At 50.6% G+C, this 20,796-nt stretch carries 14 protein-coding genes; 11 read left to right on the top strand and 3 right to left on the bottom strand.

What is annotated here, in order from left to right:
* Positions 1 to 11: 11 nt before the first annotated feature.
* The gene (locus tag DW720_RS13590; RefSeq protein WP_022359155.1) at positions 12 to 677 is read right to left on the bottom strand and encodes an HAD hydrolase-like protein; all 666 of its coding nucleotides are present in this window, start codon (positions 675 to 677) and stop codon (positions 12 to 14) included.
* Positions 674 to 1,480, bottom strand: coding sequence for a 3-deoxy-manno-octulosonate cytidylyltransferase (locus DW720_RS13585; protein ID WP_118749746.1), 807 nt, complete (start codon positions 1,478 to 1,480; stop codon positions 674 to 676). The genes DW720_RS13590 and DW720_RS13585 overlap by 4 nt, the downstream gene beginning before the upstream one ends.
* A 624-nt stretch (positions 1,481 to 2,104) precedes the next feature.
* Here DW720_RS13585 and DW720_RS13580 point away from each other — a divergent pair.
* From DW720_RS13580 to DW720_RS13540, 9 genes are all read left to right on the top strand, one after another.
* On the top strand, positions 2,105 to 4,036 hold the full coding sequence (locus DW720_RS13580; RefSeq protein WP_107001453.1) for a thiamine pyrophosphate-binding protein: 1,932 nt from the start codon (positions 2,105 to 2,107) through the stop codon (positions 4,034 to 4,036).
* A gap of 16 nt (positions 4,037 to 4,052) precedes the next feature.
* Entirely contained in the window at positions 4,053 to 4,988 is a 936-nt protein-coding gene (locus DW720_RS13575; protein ID WP_118493659.1) for an NAD(P)-dependent oxidoreductase, read from the top strand.
* 251 nt (positions 4,989 to 5,239) lie between these two features.
* Positions 5,240 to 6,214 carry a glycosyltransferase family 2 protein gene (locus DW720_RS13570; RefSeq protein ID WP_107001455.1) on the top strand — a complete coding sequence of 325 codons (975 nt, stop codon included), beginning with the start codon at positions 5,240 to 5,242 and terminating at the stop codon, positions 6,212 to 6,214.
* Positions 6,204 to 8,390 (top strand): glycosyltransferase family 2 protein, encoded by a 2,187-nt coding sequence (locus DW720_RS13565; protein ID WP_118472952.1) that lies wholly within the window; start codon positions 6,204 to 6,206, stop codon positions 8,388 to 8,390. The genes DW720_RS13570 and DW720_RS13565 overlap by 11 nt, the downstream gene beginning before the upstream one ends.
* A gap of 6 nt (positions 8,391 to 8,396) precedes the next feature.
* The gene (locus DW720_RS13560; protein ID WP_022359149.1) at positions 8,397 to 9,395 is read left to right on the top strand and encodes a glycosyltransferase family 2 protein; all 999 of its coding nucleotides are present in this window, start codon (positions 8,397 to 8,399) and stop codon (positions 9,393 to 9,395) included.
* 159 nt (positions 9,396 to 9,554) lie between these two features.
* The gene (locus tag DW720_RS13555; protein WP_118749745.1) at positions 9,555 to 11,420 is read left to right on the top strand and encodes an LCP family protein; all 1,866 of its coding nucleotides are present in this window, start codon (positions 9,555 to 9,557) and stop codon (positions 11,418 to 11,420) included.
* Between the two features lie 21 nt (positions 11,421 to 11,441).
* On the top strand, positions 11,442 to 12,863 hold the full coding sequence (locus DW720_RS13550) for an undecaprenyl-phosphate glucose phosphotransferase (RefSeq protein ID WP_107001458.1): 1,422 nt from the start codon (positions 11,442 to 11,444) through the stop codon (positions 12,861 to 12,863).
* A gap of 13 nt (positions 12,864 to 12,876) precedes the next feature.
* The gene (locus tag DW720_RS13545; protein ID WP_118742947.1) at positions 12,877 to 14,574 is read left to right on the top strand and encodes an LCP family protein; all 1,698 of its coding nucleotides are present in this window, start codon (positions 12,877 to 12,879) and stop codon (positions 14,572 to 14,574) included.
* A 28-nt stretch (positions 14,575 to 14,602) separates the two neighbouring features.
* Entirely contained in the window at positions 14,603 to 15,517 is a 915-nt protein-coding gene (locus DW720_RS13540; RefSeq protein ID WP_182427969.1) for an AEC family transporter, read from the top strand.
* A 472-nt stretch (positions 15,518 to 15,989) separates the two neighbouring features.
* Here DW720_RS13540 and DW720_RS13535 read toward each other — a convergent pair whose 3' ends face one another.
* Positions 15,990 to 17,198, bottom strand: coding sequence for a class I SAM-dependent rRNA methyltransferase (locus tag DW720_RS13535; protein ID WP_118749754.1), 1,209 nt, complete (start codon positions 17,196 to 17,198; stop codon positions 15,990 to 15,992).
* A gap of 290 nt (positions 17,199 to 17,488) precedes the next feature.
* Here DW720_RS13535 and DW720_RS13530 point away from each other — a divergent pair, with 290 nt between their 5' ends.
* Positions 17,489 to 19,018 carry a trypsin-like peptidase domain-containing protein gene (locus DW720_RS13530; RefSeq protein WP_118749744.1) on the top strand — a complete coding sequence of 510 codons (1,530 nt, stop codon included), beginning with the start codon at positions 17,489 to 17,491 and terminating at the stop codon, positions 19,016 to 19,018.
* A gap of 290 nt (positions 19,019 to 19,308) precedes the next feature.
* Entirely contained in the window at positions 19,309 to 20,796 is a 1,488-nt protein-coding gene (gene clpX, locus DW720_RS13525) for an ATP-dependent Clp protease ATP-binding subunit ClpX (RefSeq protein WP_117796032.1), read from the top strand.

Here is a 20,796-nt window from a genome sequence, read left to right as displayed (position 1 = left end):
TGTTTGTAATTTTAAAAATTGACTCCCAGAAACGCCCCGATATCATGCGTATCCTTTGCCGTATAAACCGGCGCATATTCCTGCCATGCCTCCGCGGTATCTGGTCCGAAGCCGTAGGTAACTGCCATAAAATCGACAGCTGCCTCTTTGGCACCTTTTCCGTCGGAAGAGGTATCACCGATAAGAACTGCCTCGGATGGAGACAACTCCAAAGCTTTTAAGCACTTGTGCAGAACGTCAGCCTTCGTCATTTTGCTGGCAAAATCGCTGCCACAGATGGAGTCACAGAGTTCTGTGAAATGGTAATGTTCCAGCAGAGTCAGCGCATAATCTTCACGTTTCAGGGTGGCAACCCCGATCTTGCAGCCCTGTGCGCGGAGTGCGCGGATCAGGTCTTTGATACCGGCGTATGGCTCGGCTTTTAGCAGGTCGTGATCCTTGTACTGGGTGCGGAAAATCTCGGTTGCGTGGTTCGCGGCGTCCTCGTCCAGTCCATAGAGGCGGATGAGCGACAGCTTGACGGGCGGTCCGATAAAGGTGCGGAGTGTCGCCTCGTCGAGGGCAGGTTTTCCAAGTGCTTCTACCGTGTGGCGCACGCTCGCAAAGACGCCTTCGGATGTATCGAGCAGCGTGCCGTCGAGGTCGAAGATCACGCCGCGGTATGTTTTCTTATTCATAGGGTGCTAGTCCTCCTGTGTAAAATCGCCTGTACTGTTTCAAGGTCGGCGGGGGTGTCTACGGAAAGCGTATATCCGCAGATGGGAAGAAATAGGATCGTTTTCCCATATTCGAGGAAACGCAGCAAATCCACGCCCTCGATCTGTTCCAGAATGCCCGGTCTGCTCTGACAGAAGAAATCGAGCGATTCCCGCGTATAAAGCCCGATACTCACAAATTTCCGGGAAGGTTCGTCAAGCGTCCCCTTGCGGAATGGAATTGGCGCACGGGAAATGTAAAGCCCTGTGCCGTCCGGGCGGCAGACCACTTTTATGTTGGATGGATCGGCTGTCTCGGCATCGTTCGGAATATCTGCCATGGCATTCATGAGAAATGGACGCTGTACATTCTCTTTTGAGGTAATAACAGTAAGCGCCTGCTCCATAAAATTTTGCAGAATCTCCGGTGTCAGAAGCGGTTCATCCCCGCCGATCATCGCATAAAAATCAAATTTCCGCGAAGAAGCAGACTTGGAATCTTCCAGAATCATCACCGCCTCCTGAATGCGGGAGGTCGGATTCTGATGGGAATGGGAGGTAAAAACCGCCTCAAATCCATATGTCTGGCAAACAGCAGCAATCTCAGGGCTGTCGGTCGCAGCGTAAACGGCATCAAATACACCGCTGCCCCGCGCCGCCGCGAGAACCCGCACAACCATTGGAATCCCATCAATCTGTTTCAATGCCTTTCCCGGAAAGCGAACCGAATTAAGCCGCGCCGGAATCAGCGCGCAGACCTTTTTTTTCTGTGCTAATCGATTCATAAGACGTTCCTCTGTATGATAAAAATGCAGTTACATAAAGTAAACTGAACCGTAACGATTCAGGCATACCGACGTGAATCGGATGCCGACCTTTATTATAGAAAAGAAATAGGAAAAACACAAGACAACATAAGAAAAATGTAAGTTACTGTTCACGGGTAGGCACTTTTGGAACCGAAAGTGCCGTAAGAAAACGTGGTGGCAGCAGGAATTTGCCGTATTTAAATGCGAAGCCACGGCAAATTCCGTTACTGGGCACGTATGCGTGAACAGTAACAAAAGAACATTTCAGAAGAAGGGAAAACGCCGTGTTGGCTATGAAAAAAGAAATATGTGTGATATAATGTGAACACTTGACGAGGTATTTTCAAGTCTAGTGAGAACATATACCTGACCACTTAATGAGGTGTTTCACGAATTTAGTGGTCATGGTATAATGAGCGCAGAAGAAAAGAATGCGGCTGCGAAGCAGACATATTCTTTTCTTGCGCCATTAACGAACGAACAGCCATGCGAAGCAGGGCGGTAGAGCGCGATAGCGCGGGTTCGTGAGTGGACGGGTGAGAATACGTTCTTATGATGTAGTATGAACACTTGACAAGGTATTTTCAGGAGGAAATCAAAATGAAACAGAAACTTTCTAATTATATAGCAGAAAAGCTTCTCGCATCCGGTATCACGGATGTGTTTATGATCACGGGCGGCGGCGCGATGCATCTGGATGACGCGCTGGGGCATCAGGAAGGACTTCACTGCCTCTACAATCATCATGAGCAGGCATGTGCGATGGCAGCGGAGGCGTATGCCCGCATCCACAACAAGATTGCGGCAGTGTGCGTGACGACGGGACCTGGCGGCATCAATGCGATGAACGGCGTTGCGGGCGGATTTCTGGATTCAATCCCGATGTTTGTCATTTCCGGACAGGTGCGTTATGACACGACAGCGCGCAGCACGGGACTTCACCTGCGCGCGATGGGCGATCAGGAGTATGATATCACCAAATCGGTTGCCAATATGACAAAATACTGTGAGATGGTGATCGATCCGATGCGTATCCGCTTCTGTGTGGAAAAAGCCCTGTATCTGGCTTACAACGGTCGTCCGGGTCCTACCTGGCTGGATATTCCGCTGAATGTGCAGGCGGCAATGATCGAGACAGACGATCTGATCGGCTTTGATCCGGAGGATTATGAGGCGGGCGGAACCGGCTGGGCGGCAGAGAGCGCGTCCGAGATCCCGGAGGATACCGCCGGAAAAGGTGAATTTCGTGCAAAACTTCCGGCACGTGTGACGAAGGAGACGGCGCGTGCGATCATCGAGAAAGTCCGCACCTCCAAACGTCCGGTGATCAATGCCGGAAATGGTATCCGTATCGGCGCGGCGCACGATGTTTTCATGCGCGTGGTTGAAAAGCTGGGAATCCCGGTTGTGACCGGCGCGGACAGCATCGACTGTATCTATGACGAACACCCGCTGTACATCGGAAAAGGCGGCAACGTCGGCGATCGCCCGGGCAACTTCGCGATCCAGAACAGCGATCTGGTGCTGTCGCTCGGAAGCCGTCTGAGTTTCCGTCAGGTCGGTTACCGTTTTACTACCTGGGCGCGCGAGGCGTATGTGATTGTGAATGATATCGATGCCGAAGAGCTGAAAAAGCCGACCTTGCATGTGGACATGCCGGTTCACGCGGATGTGAAGGATCTTCTGACCGTGATGGACGAGGTTCTTTCGGAGGAAGGAAAAGCGGACGGCGCGGCTTCGATGACGCAGGAGTACAAGGACGCGCAGGCAGAGTGGCTGCGTATCTGCCAGGGCTGGAAGCATGATTATCCGGTGGTTCTGCCGAAGCACATGAACGGCGGCACGGAGACAGAGGCAAACGTATATGCATTTGCGTATGAGATGAGCCGCCGTTTAAATGAGAACCAGATCGTGGTTGTGGGGAATGGATCTGCAAATGTTGTGTGTGGACACGCAAATATTGTGAAAAAGGGACAGAGATTTATCTCGAACTCCGGCATCGCTTCGATGGGCTACGGACTTCCGGCATCGATCGGCGCGTGCGTGGCAGATCACAGCCAGGATATTATCCTGATCACCGGAGACGGCAGTATTCAGATGAATTTACAGGAGCTTGAGACAGTTGTCAGCCACCGGATGCCGATCAAGATCTTCATTATCAATAACGGCGGTTACCATTCCATCCGCCAGACCCAGAAGAATTTCTTCGGCGAGCCGCTCATCGGTATCGGCGTGGACAGCGGCGATCTTGGATTCCCGAGCATGGAAAAGCTGGCGTGGGCGTATGGATTCCCATATGTATCGATTCATGGAAACAAGGAGCTGGGCGAGAAAGTAGAAGAAACGCTGGCGATGGACGGCCCGGTGATCTGCGAGGTATTTGTAACGCTGGATCAGAACTTTGAGCCAAAGTCCGCGGCGAAGAGACTGCCGGACGGAACGCTTGTATCGCCGCCGCTGGAGGATCTGTCCCCATTCCTGCCGGACGAGGAGATGGACCGTATCATGCTGATTCCGCGTATTAAAAAATAGTAAAGGAAACGATAGAATGAAGATAGTTGTCACTGGTGCCACCAGCTTTGTAGGTCTGGGGGCGGTGCGCGAGCTGTTACATCGCGGACATCAGGTATACGCCGTACTGCGGGAACATTCGACGAAAGCGGATCTGCTGCGGGAAAATGGAAAATTTCCGCAGGGACTCACGATTTTGGAGGAGGATCTGGGGAATCTCTCGAAACTGCCGGAACGGATTCCGGGCGGATGCGATGTGTTTCTCCATATGGGCTGGCGCGGTGCAGGGAGTGATTCACGGAAAAATGAGGCAGTCCAGGAGGAGAGCGTGCAGGACGCGCTGAATGCCGTCCGCGTGGCGAAAGACCTCGGGTGCCGGCGGTTTCTCTTTACAGGTTCGCAGGCGGAGTATGGCGTCAAGAGCGAGCTGACAGACGAGGAGACGGTCTGCGAGCCGACCTCCCCGTATGGACGCGCGAAACTGGCAGTCCGGCAGCGGGCGGAAGTGCTCTGCCGGGAACTGGGACTGGATTACGGGCATGCACGGATTTTCAGCACGTATGGACCGGGCGATCACCCGTGGTCGCTTCTTTCTTCCTGTGTCCGGGTCTTCCGGGCAGGGGAGAAGATGACGATGACCGCCTGCACGCAGCTCTGGAACTTCATGTATATTGACGATGCGGGGCGCGCCCTGGCGGATCTGGCAGAATATGCGGGAAATCTCACGGATCACGGATGTGTCTACAATCTGGGCGGTCCGATGGATGAGACAGGACCGCTGCGCGGGTTTGTCGAGACGGTCTATGAGCTGTGCGGCAGGCAGGGCAGCATGGAATTTGGCGTCCGCCCGCCGAATGCAGAGGGAATCGTCAATCTGATCCCGGATATCCGCAAGATGGAGCGGGTGGTTGGCTGGAAGCCACAGGTATATTTTGAAGAAGGAATGAAGAGAATTCTAGCTTTTCAGAAATGATTTTTCTGCCCTCTGTGCAGAGTGACGGGAGAGAATGGTAAATATTTGGACATATTTTATCAGTTTATGCCAAGTAAATAGCGAAGCAGCCAAAAATCGTTAAGAAAATTGTAGGTTGTCAAAAGAGAGAAAGACGTTTAAAATAAAGGCAGTATAGCCGAAGCGGCTTTCTCTTTTTTTTGTGTTCGAAATTTGGTGGAACGAAACAGAAGAGTTCAAACAAAAAGCAAATTAATAGGAATCAGAAAAGTATGAAAAAAATCAGTATATTAATTCCCTGCTACAACGAGGAAGAGAATGTAGGTCCGATCAGCGAGGCAGTTGTGGAGACGCTGGAGCGCGATTTGCCGGAATATGACTATGAGCTTGTCTTTATCGACAATGATTCGACGGACCAGACGCGCCCGATTCTTCGGAAGATCTGCAGCGAGAATCCACGGATCAAGGCAATTTTTAATGCCAAAAACTTTGGACAGTTCAATTCCCCGTATTATGGAATGTTACAGTGTACCGGCGACTGCGTGATCAGCATGGTGGCAGATTTTCAGGATCCGGTCGATATGATCCCGAAATATGTCCATGAGTGGGAAAATGGCTACAAGATTGTCATCGGCATCAAGACGGGAAGCAAGGAAAACCCGATCATGTATGCGCTGAGGAGCTGCTATTACAAGATGATAAAGAAACTCTCCGATGTCGAGCAGATTGAGCATTTTACCGGTTCGGGTCTGTATGACCGCGATTTTATTGAGATTCTGCGGGAGCTTGATGATCCGACGCCGTTTCTGCGCGGAATCGTGGCGGAGCTTGGTTATAAGCGCAAGGAGATCCCATATATCCAGCCGCAGCGCCGCGCAGGCAAGACACACAACAATTTTTACCGGCTCTACGATGCCGCGATGCTCAGTGTGACCTCCTATACGAAGGTCGGTCTGCGCCTGGCGACGATCTTTGGAAGTATCTGCGCGGCGATCAGTATGATCGTGGCGATTGTATATCTGGTGATGAAACTGCTTCACTGGTATGATTTTCCGGCTGGTATGGCGCCGGTTCTGATTGGAATGTGCTTTTTAGGGTCGGTTCAAATCTTTTTCATTGGTCTGGTGGGAGAGTATATTTTATCGATCAATTCGAGAGTCATGAAGCGTCCGCTGGTAGTGGAGGAAGAGCGGCTGAATTTTGATACACCGGTGAAAAAAGTTGGGGGCAAACAGCATGAAATGTAATGTCGATGTAGTTCGGATTCGTGAAAATTCGATTCAGCTCAATGGCTGGGCGATCGGAAAGACGCCGGAGACGGAGATCACCTATCAGGTTGAAGATGGGGCACATCAGCCGATTCGGTTTCAGTATGTGGCGACCCGCCGCGACGACGTCAGCCAGATTTATTTTGGGCGAACGGTAGAAAAAGAGCTTGGATTTGATATCCAGTTCCCGTATGAGCGCGGAAAAGATTATTATCTGATCGCAAAAGGCGAGGGACGCAAAATCCGCATTAAATATAATGAAGAACTGATCCGCAAGCGCAGCAGTGTGGCGCACAAGCGGATGCAGAAGATCCGCGATCTGATGAACATGGAGACTGTGCGGGTCTGTCTGGATTTCTGGAAGGAAAATGGTCTGAAAGCCTTGCTGGTAAAATCCAAGCACAAACTGCAGGGAATTGACAATGACTACGATTACGGCGAGTGGTATTCACTGACGAAGCCGACGGCGGAGGAGCTGGAGGAGCAGAGGAAAAAGGTGTTTGACGCGCCAGTTAAATTCTCGATCGTGATTCCGGCATTTAAGACACCGGAGCGATTTCTGCGGGAAATGCTGGATTCGATCGCGGAACAGACATACGCAAACTGGGAGGTCTGCGTGGCGGACGGCAGTCCGGCAGGACAAAGCTGCGAGCGGGTGCTGGAGCAGTATGCGAAGAAGGACAGCCGCTTTAAATACGTAATTTTAGGCGAAAATAAGGGCATTTCCGGCAATACGAATGCAGCAATGGATATGGCGACCGGCGATTATATCGTGCTGGCAGACCATGACGATAAGCTGACACCGAATGCTCTCTATGAGTGTGCGAAACTGTTACAGGAACATCCGGGATGCGACTGCTTCTATTCGGATGAGGATAAGCTGGATATGGACGGTGGCGCTTTGTTTGATCCGCATTTTAAGCCGGATTTCAATATCGATCTGCTCTGCAGCGTCAACTATATCTGCCATCTGTTTGTAGTCAGCCACGATCTGGCAGCGCAGTTGGGCGGCTTCCGTCAGGAATACGACGGGGCGCAGGATTATGACTTCATTTTCCGTTGTACGGAGAAGGCGAAGGAGATCCGCCATATCCCGAAGGTGCTGTATCACTGGCGCTGCCACAAGGATTCGACAGCGAGCAACCCGGAGAGCAAGCTGTACGCATTTGATGCGGGTGCGCGCGCGATCATGGATCATTATAAACGCGTCGGTATCGAGGCGGAGCGCGTGGAAAAAGGTGTGGACTACGGCATTTATCACTCTGTATATAAAATTCAGGGGGAACCGCTGGTATCGATCATCATTCCGAACAAGGATCACCATACGGATCTGGATCTATGCCTTCGGGCGATTGAGACGCGGGCAACGTACCGCAATGTTGAGTTTATCATTGTAGAGAACAACAGCACGGAGAAGGAAACCTTTGAATACTATGAAAAGATTCAGAAGGAATTTTCCAATGTCCATGTGGTAACCTGGGAGCGCGAGTTTAACTATTCGGCGATCAACAACTTCGGCGTGACCTTTGCAAAGGGCGAATATCTGCTGTTTTTAAATAATGATACCGAGCTGATTGCGGAGAATTTCATCGAGGAGATGCTGGGACTGTGCCAGCGGGAGGACGTCGGCGCAGTTGGCGCGAGACTGCTCTATCAGGATGATACGATCCAGCATGCGGGCGTCGTGGTTGGTTTCGGCGGCATCGCAGGGCATACGTTTATCGGGCTTCATAAGGCGGAAAACAGCTATTTCCACCGTGCGATGAGTACACAGGATTACAGCGCTGTGACGGCGGCGTGCCTGATGACAAAGAAAGCGCTCTTTGATGAGGTCGGCGGCTTTACGGAGAAGCTGGCGGTCGCATTTAACGATATCGATTATTGCATGAAAGTGCGGGCATCAAATCATTTAGTGGTTTACAATCCGTACGCATTGCTGTATCATTATGAGTCGAAGTCAAGAGGACTGGAGGATACGCCGGAGAAGGTGGCACGTTTTAACAGGGAGATCAAGATTTTCTCGGAGCGCTGGCCGGAGATCCTTAAAGATGGAGATCCTTACTACAATCCGAACCTGACGCTGCGGAAGTCCAATTTCGCCCTCAGGGATCTGAAAAAAGAGAAAATCGGAGAACCGTATCATCTGGAGGTATAACCCGGGATGGAGATTACAACGACAATTATTATTCCCAATTATAATGGGTTAAAGTTTATGGACGAATGCATCCGTTCACTGAATGCACAGACGTATCCGAATTTCCGGACGCTGGTGGTGGACAACGGTTCGACGGACGGAAGCGTGGAGTGGCTGAAGGAACATCAGATCGATACGATTTTCCTGCCGGAAAACACGGGATTTTCCGGCGCAGTCAACGTCGGAATCAAGGCGGCAGACACACCGTATGTGCTGCTTTTAAATAATGACGTCCGGGTGGACGAGTATTTCGTGGCGGAGATGGTGCGTGCGATCGGTCAGTCGGAGCGCATCTTTTCCGTCAGCAGCCGGATGATCCAGATGTACCATCCGGACAGGCTGGATGATGCAGGCGATATGTATTCCCTGCTTGGCTGGGCGTACCAGCGCGGCGTGGGACGGGATCTTACGCATTACCGCCGTTCAAGCCGGGTATTCTCGGCGTGCGCGGGCGCAGCGATCTACAGGAGAGAGGTATTTGAGGAGATAGGCTATTTCGATGAGATGCATTTTGCCTATCTGGAAGATATTGATGTGGGTTATAGAGCCCGGATTGCGGGTTATGACAATATATACTGCCCGGCGGCGCTGGTATGGCACGTCGGAAGCGGAACCAGCGGTTCCAAGTACAATTCATTCAAGGTTAAGCTGGCGGCACGCAACAATGTGTATCTGAATTATAAAAATATGCCGTGCTTACAGCTTATCATAAATGCGATTCCGATCGCAGCGGGGATTTTCGTGAAATATTCATTTTTCAGGAAACTCGGGTTTGGAAAAGATTATCTGGAAGGTCTGAAAGAAGGCATACGGACGGCAAAGAAGTGTAAAAAAGTGGCGTACCGCCCGGAACGGCTTAAAAATTATCTGGCGATAGAGCTGGAACTTTTAGCTGGGACATTTCTCTATGTCTATGAATTTGCTGTGAGACAGATCGAGAAAAAAGCAGCATCTGATAAATCGTGAGGAAAAGGTTAGAGTTGTTACTGGGCGCGTATGTGTGGACAGTAACTTAGAGTTTGCGCGATGTGTGAACGGTCATGGTTTAGCAGATGCAACACGGAGAAAGGCTGCTTATCAGACAATGTCTGAGCGGCAGCAAGCAAGTGAAAGATGAGGTAGCTTATGAATTATGAGGATGATGAGCTGGAGCGCATGAGGGCGCGCCGCGAGGGCAGAAGCAGCCGTGCCAGTCAGGCAGGGTATTCTTCGCGCGGCAGTTCTGCTTCCGGCACCAGCCGCAGAAGAGTCAGCAGTACAGTCGAAAATAGCCAGAGAAAAGGTGAGGCGGGCAGCAGTTCAGTACGTTCCGGCTACAGCGGTCCTAAGAGCGCTGGAAGTGGAAAAAAGAGTTCGGGACGCCGCGGCAGCCATTACCGTAAATCGGCGCGCCACAGAAAGCATATGATCATTGCGGCGGAGATTGTCGTGATTATATTGATGATTCTGGGCGGTGCGTTCTGGTATATGTATCACAGAACCTTCGGTTCTATGCAGAAGATTGATTTCAACGAGGACCAGGTTAAGAACGTCAATCTGTCCCAGGAACAGATCGATGATATGAAGGGCTACATGATCGTGGCGTGCTTCGGTGTCGATTCGCGAAGTGAGCACGGGCAGATGAATGTCGGAAAAGGTACGAACGCGGATGTCAACATGATTGCCAATATCAATCTGGAGACGGGTGAGATCCGCCTTGTATCGGTATTCCGGGACAGTTATCTGAATATCAACGATAAAAACTCTTATAATAAGATCAACGCCGCTTACGCACAGGGCGGTCCGGAGCAGGCAGTTAAGGCGCTGAATAAGAACCTGGGTCTTAACATTACCCAGTATGCGACGTTCAACTGGAAAGCGGTTGCGGATGCCATCAACATTCTGGGCGGTGTAGATGTCGAGCTGAGTGATGCAGAGTTCTCCTGGATCAATGCCTTCATCACGGAGACCGTAAAGGAGACTGGTATCGGTTCTCATCAGCTGACCCATGCGGGCAATGTACATCTGGATGGTATCCAGGCAGTTGCATACGGACGTATCCGTTATTCAGATACGGACTATGCGCGTACCGAGCGTCAGAGAATTATTCTTCAGAAAGCCTTTGATAAGGCAAAAAATGCAGACTGGGCGACACTCAACTGTCTGATTCAGACGATCATGCCGCAGCTTGCAACCAATGTTGATATTACGGATTTGATTCCGCTGGCACGCAATATCGCGAAGTTCCATATTGGTGAGACCGCGGGATTCCCGGCAGCCAGAGGTGAGCAGGATGTTGGAAAGATCGGTGACTGCGTTATCCCGCAGACACTGGAGTACAACGTAAAAGAGCTTCATAAGTTCCTGTTTGATGAGGAAGATTATCAGGTTCCGTCCAATGTCAAGGAGTACAGCAGCCATATCGCGCAGGTAACGGGGCTTACGACGAATGCGAAGCTGATTGGTCATGTTCCGGTCGATCAGGGTGTCAGCGCCCAGACGTTTATCAAGAAACGGGCGAGCCGTATTGCCGCGCAGGCAGCGGCGAAGGATGCCGCTAAGAAGTCATCGACGAGTGCTTCGGACGAGTCGGATGACGAGAGCGGGGATGAGACCAAGAAGGGCGAGAGCGAGAGCTCGATCGGATTGGACGAGATCTTTGATCCGGATGAAGACTGGATTGACTGGGAGGAAGAAGAGTCGAAGAGCAACAGCAGTAAGGGACCAGGAACAACGACGACTCCCGGCAAGAAAAATCATACGGATAAGACAACCGAGGCGGATGATTCTTTATCCGGACCAGGCAGCACATCGGAGACGAAGTCTTCCGTTGCAAAACCGGGATCTACAACCACGACAGCGGCAGAGACAGCGGCATCCAGTGAAAAGACTTCTCCGGGTGCATCAGATAATTCCGGTGTGAAAAGCCCGGTCACAGAGATTCAGGATCCGGGGAATTCCGGAAACAGCGATGCAGCAGGCCCCGGCGGTCCGGCAGGTCCGGGAGCTTAATCTGAATTCAGGTGATATACTATGATAAAAGATAACCAGAAACGGCTGAACCATTTCCACGTAGTGCTGGACGCATGTGTCATTGCATGCGCCTACGCACTTGCGTGGTTTATCGTCAATGGAACGTCGTGGTTTAATGTAACAGGGCATAATAAGAGCGCAATGGCAGTCGTCTATCTGGCGGCTGGCGTTCTTATTGTACCGTTTTATTTGATTTTATACGCATTTTTTCATCTTTACACGCCCAAACGGGTTCAGGGAAGACGGGTGGAGTTAGCCAATATTTTTAAGGCGAACATCATCGGTCTTTTGGTGATCTCACTGATGCTTTACCTGGGCGGTAAAAATGAGTATTTCCACAACTTCTCCCGTCCGATGGTATTTTTGTTTTTTGGCATCAATCTCTTTGCTGAGATTCTGATGCGGAATATCCTGCGGATAGCGCTTCGGTCGATGCGGTCGAAGGGATATAACCAGAAGCATCTGCTTCTGGTCGGTTACAGCCGGGCAGCGGAAGGATTTATTGACCGTGTGAATGTCAACCCGGAGTGGGGCTATAAAATCCGCGGTATTCTGGATGACCATGAGGAGTGGGGCAAAGAATATAAGGGAGTGCGCGTGATCGGCAAAATTGACGATCTGGATACGATTCTGGCGCTCAATACGCTGGATGAGATCGCGATCACCCTGAGCATCCAGGAGTATGGAAAACTGGAAAAAATCGTGGCAGGCTGTGAAAAATCGGGTGTGCATACGAAATTTATCCCGGATTATTATAACTTTATCCCGACCCGTCCGTTTATGGAGGATCTGCAGGGACTTCCGGTGATCCACATCCGCCATGTGCCGCTCACGAATCTGCTCAACGCAACGATGAAGCGGACGATGGATCTGGTCGGCGGCATGATGGCGCTCATCCTGTTTTCACCGGTGATGCTGGTGACGGCGATTCTTATAAAGGCGACTTCGCCGGGACCGGTCATTTTCTGTCAGGAGCGGGTGGGACTTCACAATAAGCCGTTTAAGATGTATAAGTTCCGCTCGATGGCGGTACAGTCGGCGGCAAAGGAGAAAAGCCAGTGGACGACGCCGGGAGACCCGCGTGTGACTCCGATTGGAAGATTTATCCGGAAGACGAGCATTGACGAGCTTCCGCAGCTGTTTAATGTTCTGAAGGGCGATATGAGCCTGGTTGGACCGCGCCCGGAACGCCCGTTTTTCGTTGAAAAATTCAAGGAAGAGATTCCGCGTTATATGATCAAACACCAGGTGCGTCCGGGAATGACCGGATGGGCACAGGTCAATGGTTACCGGGGCGATACCTCGATCACGAAGCGGATTGAGCATGATCTGTATTACATCGAGAACTGGACGCTGGGATTTGATTTTAAAATCATGTTTTTGACGGTTTTTAAGGGCTTTATAAATAAAAACGCGTATTGATGAGGAAAACCACATGGGATATGAAGAAGAAAGAGATAGGTCAGGACACCGCCGGAGCCGACGGGCAAAACCGTCGGAGATGGAAGACGATGGTCTGACACTGATCACGGATTCATTTACGGGACGCCGGGAGGACGGATCCCACCGGAGCGGAGATAGAAGCCGAAGTGGTCAGAAAGCGGCAAAGAGGGGACAGACGCAGCCTGGCAGCAGCCGGGAGAGCCGGAATCAGGAGAAAACCCGGACCATGAACCGGTCGGATATTTACGCCGACCCGGTTAAATTGAAAGCGCGCCGGAAAAAGAAGCGGAAGATATGGTTTATTCTTCTGGAGAGCGTGATGCTGATCGGGATTCTCTGCTTTGCGGGATATTCGTATATCAGCAGCCGTCTGGATCTGATGCAGCGGCTTCCGTGGAACCCGGATGAGATCAAAAACGTCGAGATTTCGGAGGAGAAGCAGGAGCAGATGAGCGGTTATTGGACGATCGCGGTTTTCGGCGTGGATAGCCGTAACTCATCGGTCGGAAAGGGCAACAACTCGGATGTCAATATTCTCTGCAACATCGATCAGGGAACCGGTGAGATACGTCTGGTTTCGGTGTACCGGGATTCATATTTAAATATCAGCGACAAGAATACCTACAACAAAATCAACGCTGCTTATATGCAGGGCGGACCGGAGCAGGTTGTCAAGGCGCTCAATAGGAACCTGGATATCGATATTGACGATTATGCGACCTTTAACTGGAAAGCCGTTGCAGATGCGATCAACATTCTGGGCGGCATTGACGTGGAGATCACGAAATCAGAGTTTTATTATATCAATGCGTTCATTTCTGAGACGGTCAAGGCGACCGGCGTCGCTTCGACCCAGCTTAAATCAGCGGGCATGAACCATCTGGACGGTGTGCAGGCGGTTGCATATGGGCGTCTCCGTCTGATGGATACGGACTATGCCCGTACCGAACGACAGAGAAAGGTTATTTCCCTCGCGTTTGAGAAGATGAAAAAAGCAGATTGGGCGACGATCAACAATATTGTGCAGACGGTATTTCCACAGGTGGCGACCAGCATCGAGATCAATGATCTGTTGAAGATAGGACGAAATATTACGCGTTACCATCTGACCGAGACGACCGGTTTTCCGTCGGAGCTGAGGGAAAAGAAGATGGGACGCAAGGGCGCCTGCGTCATCCCGCAGACGCTGGAGAGCAATGTCATCGAGCTGCATCATTTCCTGTTTGGCGATGAGGAATACACGCCGACTGAGACGGTCCGGACGATCAGTCAGAAAATTGTATCAGATACAGGCGTTCATGGCACGAAACAGGCAGAAACGAAGGCATTGCCGAAGACGACCGAGGCGACGACAATTTCCATCCTGGATCCGACGCAGGAGAGCGGCGCGGACGAAAGCCAGAAAGCCGGGAGCGGCAGCGACGAGTCGGAGAAAGAGACCGGTAATGCTTCGGAAACACAGGAGAATGACGTTTCTGAGCAGGAAAGCCGTCCGGACGGTACGCATGCATCAAAGGAAAATGCGCGGGAGAGCAGTGAGGCAGAGTCTGGCGGTTCTTCGCCGGCATTTCCGGGCGGAAATTCTGGCACCGGCACGGAGAATGGCAGAGAAAAACCTTCCGGCAGCGGTTCCCCGAATGGAAGCAGTGCACCGGGAAGTAAGACGGATGCGGGAATCATCATTGAGTGATGAGAGAGTGTGAAACGGAGGAAATGCGTTGAATTTAGATGGTTTGTACCGGATGCAGGGAATGTTATTTTCCCTTATGATTCTGGGTGCATTCTTAAAGAAGAAGGGAATTATCACGGATGAGGGAAAAAGGGTCATTGCGGATCTGGTCATCTTTGTGACACTTCCCTGCAGTATCATCGAGTCATTTGAAGTAGAACTGAGCATGGATATCTTAAAGAGCAGCGCACAGGCGCTGCTCGTCTCGTGTATGGTTCAGGTGGCTTGTTATATCTTAAATATGGTACTGTATCCGGGTGTGGAAGAGGAAAAGAAGAAGGTCCTCAAATACGCGACGATGGCGTCCAATGCCGGGATTCTGGGAAATCCGGTGGCGGAGGGCATTTTCGGCTCGATGGGGCTTTTCTACGCCTCTTTTTACCTGATTCCGCAGAGAACTGCGATGTGGTCTCTGGGAATGACGTATTTTACGAAGGCGCCGGATCGGAGGACGCTGATTAAAAAGATATGCACGCATCCGTGTATTGTCTCCGTATTCATCGGCTTTGTGCTGATGCTTTTACAGATGCAGATTCCGGGATTCCTGGGAGATACGGTACATAGCTTGAACAAGGCAAACACGGCAGTCTCCATGATTTTCGTCGGAACCGTTCTGGCGGAGGCAGATATGAAGACGATGATCACGCCGCTCAGCTGCTACTATGCCGCCGTGCGCCTGATCCTGATCCCGGCGTTTGTGTGGGCCGGCTGTCTGCTGTTCCATATCGACACGCTGGTGATGGGGATTTCCGTGGTGCTGGCAGCGATGCCGGCAGCAAGCACGACGGCGATTCTTGCCGCGAAATATGGCGGGGATGAAGTCTTTGCGACGAAGTGCGTGGTATTTACGACGCTGCTTTCGATGGTGTCGGCACCGGTTTGGTGTATGGTGCTGCAGCGGTAATCCCTTATGAGTTCGTATTTCTATAAAGGGGGTTTCGCTTGCATTGGATGAAAAGATATGTTATATTAGGGATAGAAAAAAGGAAAAGCCAGAGGAGTGGCTTACCTGAATAAATTAAACAACTGTTTTATTAACAGCCGTCATTATTGCAGTAATGGCGGCTATTTTCGTTTTCCCTTGAAAATTGTCATTGGCAATGCCCTCCTTTCTTTCGTCTGGAGGGTTAGATTTGTGCCTCGTTCCAGTCTTTGATAAACAAGTTTTGCTGAAATCTAGCAACCCTCCGATAACAGAGGGTAAGCCGCCTGGCTCTCTGGTTTTTCCCATGTACGAAGTATATCATAATTTATCAGAACAGACAATGATAAAACGAAACAAATCCCCTCAGATTGCTCTGAGAGAATTTGCAGATTCATGATTTATAATAGCAGTTCATATTGCTTGGTTATAGTCTTACAAATATTCTGTGATTTTACTTTTCATCCACAACCTGGAAAATGTAGAACTTCAGATAATAGGACGTCTCATCCCCCGCCCACAGAATCGGATGGTCGGCTGCCTGGGTGCGGTATTCGATCTGGCGCAGGCGGCGGTGGGCGCTGCGGGCTGCCTCCTGAATCGCCTTTGTGAAGAGCTCCGGCGTCATGAAATGGGAGCAGGAGCAGGTGGCGAAGTAGCCGCCGTCCTTTACCAGACGCAGACCGCGAATATTGATCTCGCGGTAGCCCTTGATGGCATTTTTGACCGAGCTGCGGGATTTTGTGAAGGCAGGCGGATCGAGGATCACGACGTCAAATTGCTCACCTCTTGCCTCTAATTCCGGAAGCAGGTCAAAGACATCCGCGCACTGAAAGGTGGTAGTGCCGGAAACACCGTTTAACTCTGCATTTTCACGCGCCTGTGCGACGGCAAGTTCGGACGCATCCACGCCGATGACCTCTTTGGCGCCGGAGACGGCTGCATTTAAGGCAAAGGAGCCGGTGTGGGTAAAACAGTCCAGAACGCGTTTGCCCGGGCAGAGACGCTGGATTGCCAGACGGTTGTATTTCTGGTCGAGGAAAAAGCCAGTTTTCTGCCCGTCCTTGACATCTACCAGATAGCGGACACCATTTTCAACGATCTCTACTTTTGTATCAAATGGTTCTCCGATAAAGCCCTTATAGCGCTCCATGCCCTCCTGTAAGCGGACCTTAGCGTCGCTGCGCTCGTAAATACCGCGGATATGAATGCCGTCTTCCTCAAGCACCTTGACGAGTTTTTCCAGAATCAGCGGTTTCAGACGGTCGATACCGAGCGCCAGGGATTCAACGACCAGCACATCGGAAAATTTGTCGATCACGATGCCCGGAAGGAAATCTGCTTCGCCGAAAATCAGGCGGCAGCTGCTGGTATCAACTGTCTGACGGCGGTATTCCCAGGCATTGCGGACGCGCATTTCGATAAAAGCATCGTCGATGACAGTATCCTTTTTGCGGGAAAGCATTCGCACGGTAAGCTTGGAGCGGGTGTTGATAAAACCACATCCGAGCGGATAACTGTCAAAATCTTCGACACGAAGGATATCGCCATTTTCAAATTCGCCCTCAATTCGTTCAATTTCATTATCATAGATCCACATACCGCCGGCTTTCAGGGAACGAGCCTCGCCTTTGCGGATATGGACAACTGCCTGTGTATTCATCATGGATGTAACAGTCCTTTCATATAAAATGTAAAATTCGTTTCACTCATTAAGTATACAAGAGGAGAGAAGGACTGACAAGTGAAAACCGAGAGATGTTTTTAAGCTTCACAGATTTATGATTTTATTTTCACAATTACATCACAAATAACTGATAGACTATCTCATGTAAACAGAGAGAGGGCAGAAAGCCTGAGACAGAATATAAGAGTATGAACAATCCGCTGCGGGAAGGTTCGCAAAATGGACAGTACGCGGCTGTGATTCCTGAGAACAGGAGGTATGAATATATGTATGACGAGAATGAAAGAAATGAGAGACACGATCAGGATGTAGATTATACGGAGGGCGCTTATTCGGACAGCGCTTATGAGGAAAAGAATAACGATACTGCTAAAAAAGAAGAAACTTCCGATTATGGCGGTTATCATGATTCCCGTTACCGGAGCAGTCTCGATGGAGAACCGGAGGCAGCAGCCGGAGCAGATCCGAAAGAGAATGCAGAGAAGCAGCCGGAACGCAGCTATATTCCGGAAGAACGGAGTGGCCGGGGACATGGCTCTAAGAATACTGGTAAGAAAATTGCGGCACTTGTGATGTCGGGCATTTTGTTTGGCTGTGTGGCAGGCGGAACCATGGTCGGCGTGAATGCACTTTCAAACCGGCTTCTTCCGGGTGAGACCGCACAGGAAACGATCGGTCAGGTTTCCCAGGAGACACAGGCAGATGCGGGCACTAAAACGCAGGCCTCCATTGGCAACGATGTTTCTTCGATTGTAGAGAAAGCGATGCCGTCCGTTGTAGCGATCAACAACAAGATGATTTATACACAGGACAACTGGCTGTTTGGTCAGCAGCAGTACGAGGTGCCGAGCAGCGGTTCAGGAATCATTGCCGGACAGAATGACACGGAACTTCTGATTATTACCAATAACCATGTCGTTGAAGATTCCGAGGAACTTTCGGTTACCTTTATTGATAACCAGAGCGTTAAGGCAGCGGTCAAAGGTACTGATTCCGATTCGGATCTGGCAGTCATTGCCGTACAGCTTTCGGATATACCGGAAGAAACGAGAAAACAGATTAAGGCAGCCGATCTGGGCGATTCTGATTCCCTGAAGCTGGGACAGGGTGTTGTGGCAATCGGTAACGCACTGGGACAGGGGCAGTCGGTTACCGTCGGTTATGTCAGCGCTTTAAATAAAAAGCTAACCATCAACGACGTAGAGCGGACACTTCTGCAGGTTGATGCGGCGATCAACCCAGGCAACAGCGGCGGCGCACTTTTAAATATGAACGGTGAAGTTATCGGCATCAATGCGGCGAAGTATTCGGACACCAGTGTTGAGGGCATCGGCTATGCGATCCCTATTTCACAGGCAAAGGATATTATCAGCGACCTGATGACGAAGACGACGAAGGTAGCTGTCGATGAGAATGAGCAGGGCTATCTGGGAATCCAGCTTCAGAATATCGACAGCCAGATGGCGCAGGCGTATGGCATGCCGGAAGGTATCTATGTATACAAGATTGTTGCGGGCGGCGCGGCATCCAGGTCGGATCTGCGGGAGCGCGATATTATCACCAAGTTTGACGGTGAGAAGGTAAAGAATGGTGATGATCTCAAGAAACTGCTGACTTACTATAAGGCAGGTTCCACCGTTACCATGACGGTACAGAGTCTGGAAAATGGCAAATATGTCGAGAGAAACGTACAGATTACACTAGGCTCCAAGAGCGATATGCCGCAGAGCCAGGATAGCCAGAACGAGAGCCGGAGTGAATCACAGGCAAGTCCGCAGAGAAAACTGGGAAGATAGAAAATATCCCATCAGCGAAGTGGACTGGAATGGATATTTGCCCGTAACGGTGAAGATACGGAACTGTTGCGAAGCGGAAATGAATAAAATCAGGAAGATATAGAAAAGAAGGCAGGTGAACCGCCGGTAGATCCTCTTGTAATCAGAGAGGGCGGTGATTCATCTGTCTTTTTGTTTCATAGGAAATTTTTTGTTTTTAAAACGAAATGACGGCTGCTGTTATGATTTACGTTTTTCACAAGCTATGATAAAATGAAAAGGTGCTTTCAGATTGGAGGAAATATAAAAATATGAGTGATAACCAGAATATAGATACGACAACCAATATAAACGAAACAGATACAAATAAAACCAGTACAGATCATTCGGATGATTACGAGAAAATCTGCTACGTCTGCCGCCGCCCGGAGAGCAAGGCGGGAGAGATGATCACGATGCCGGGCGGGATGAATTTCTGCCATGAGTGTATGCAGAAAGCATTTGACTCGATTTCCAAGTCGGGCATGGACTTTTCCAAGCTTCAAAATATGCCGTTTATGAACATGAATCTCAATGATTTTGCGGGCATGCAGATGCCGAATACAGAGATTCCAGAGAAAAATAAGATCAAGAAAAAGAGCAAGGCAAAAGACGCGGAGAAATTTCTGACGATGAAGGATGTTCCGGCACCGCACCAGATCAAGGCGCAGCTGGATACGTATGTGATCGGGCAGGAGCGGGCGAAACGGGCAGTTTCAGTGGCAGTCTACAACCATTATAAGCGCGTGATTCTCCGGCAGCAGGACGAGCTTCGGGCAAATGAAAATACGGAAGAAAAAGCGGAAAACGCGGCGGCACAGGGAATGCAGATGCAGGGCGGCGAGCCGGAGATTGAGAAATCCAACATCCTGATGCTGGGACCGACCGGAAGCGGAAAAACGTACCTGGTCAAGACGCTGGCGAAGCTTTTGGATGTGCCGCTGGCGATCGCGGATGCGACGGCGCTCACGGAAGCTGGATATATCGGAGATGATATAGAAAGCGTAGTCTCCAAGCTTCTGGCAGCGGCTGGAAATGATGTGGAGAAAGCTGAGCAAGGCATCATTTTCATCGATGAGATCGATAAAATTGCGAAAAAGAAAAATACGATGAGCCGCGATGTCAGCGGTGAGTCGGTACAGCAGGAGCTTTTAAAACTTCTGGAAGGCAGCCAGGTAGAGGTGCCGGTCGGCTCAAACCAGAAGAATGCGCTCACGCCGATGGCGACTGTGGATACGAACAACATCCTGTTTATCTGTGGCGGCGCGTTTCCGGGATTGGATGATATCATCAAGGAGCGCCTGAAAAAGCGTTCCACGATGGGCTTCAACTCCCATTTGAAGGATGAATTTGACAATGATCCGGATATTTTGAGCCAGGTGACAACGGAAGATCTGCGGAATTTTGGCATGATTCCGGAGTTTCTCGGACGTCTGCCGGTGCTTGTGAGCCTGCAGGGGCTGACAAAGGAATTGCTGATGCGGATTCTGAAAGAACCGAAAAATGCGATCCTCAAGCAGTATGAGCGCCTGCTGGCGTTGGATGAGGTCAAACTGGTGTTTGAGGACGATGCACTGGAGTGGATCGCCGAGCGGGCGCTGGAAAAAGATACGGGTGCCCGTGCGCTGCGTGCAATTTTAGAGGATTTTATGATGGATATCATGTATGAGATCCCGAAAGATCCGAATATCGGATCCGTTGTGATCACGCGCCCGTATCTGGAGAAGAAGGGCGGTCCGCGGATAGAGATGCGGGGGTAA

Origin of the sequence: Clostridium sp. AM27-28 (assembly GCF_003480955.1) — a bacterium.
In the GTDB taxonomy this organism is placed as follows: domain Bacteria; phylum Bacillota; class Clostridia; order Lachnospirales; family Lachnospiraceae; genus Otoolea; species Otoolea fessa.
This window is presented reverse-complemented; position numbering and strand designations above follow the sequence as displayed.